Source organism: Variovorax sp. E3, from assembly GCF_016082275.1.
GTDB lineage: Bacteria > Pseudomonadota > Gammaproteobacteria > Burkholderiales > Burkholderiaceae_C > Variovorax.
The window spans coordinates 1-712 of sequence record NZ_MOWM01000368.1; the positions used below are offsets into that span (position 1 = coordinate 1).

The 712-nt window shown below is 71.3% G+C and carries 1 pseudogene; it reads right to left on the reverse strand.

Features of this window, described 5'->3' with window-relative positions:
• Positions 1 to 676 (reverse strand): annotated as a pseudogene (locus tag BMG07_RS40905) (hemagglutinin); the annotation flags it as partial.
• Positions 677 to 712: the final 36 nt, after the last annotated feature.

Genomic DNA, 712 nt, shown 5'->3' on the forward strand with positions numbered 1-712 from the left:
CCGAGCCCGAGCCCAACGCCACCCCGCCGCTTTGCTGCACCACCGCGCCGAAGCCGATGGCCGTGCCCTTGGAGACGCCCTGCGCCTGGCTCAGCGGCGTGCCGCCTGCGTCGGCCCCGTCGCCCAGCGCCACGCCGGCGCCGCCCGCTCGCGCATTGAGACCGAAAGCCTCCGAGCCCGTGGCCAGGGCCCCGGCACCGATGGCGATGGCATTGGCCCCCGTGGCCTGCGCGCCGAAGCCCACCGCAATCGCATTGGTCGCCGTCGCCTGCGCACCGTTGCCCGCCGCGATCGCGTTGCTGCCGCTGGCCACGGCCTGCGGGCCGATCGCCACCGAGTCGCTGCCACTCGCCGTTGCCGCGGCGGCTGTCGAATTCGTCTGGAGGTACTTCGTGCCCTGGTTGTAGATGCTGCCCACGGCCGTGCTCAGGCTGCTCACGTTGCCGCTGACCACGTTCAGGCCGGTCGAGAGGCTGCCGATGCCCGTCGAGGCCGAAGCCGACAGGCTGACGAGATTGCTGTTCGTCGAACTCAGGCCGGTGGACAGGCTGCCGACGCTGCTGGTGAGCGTGCCGAGCCCCGTGGAAGTCGAGGCCGAGAGGCTGCTGATGCCGCTGGTGACGGTGCTCAGGCCGGACGAGGTGGAGGTCGACAGGCTGCTGATGTCACTCGTCACGGTGCTCAGCCCCGTCGACGTGGACGACGACAGGCT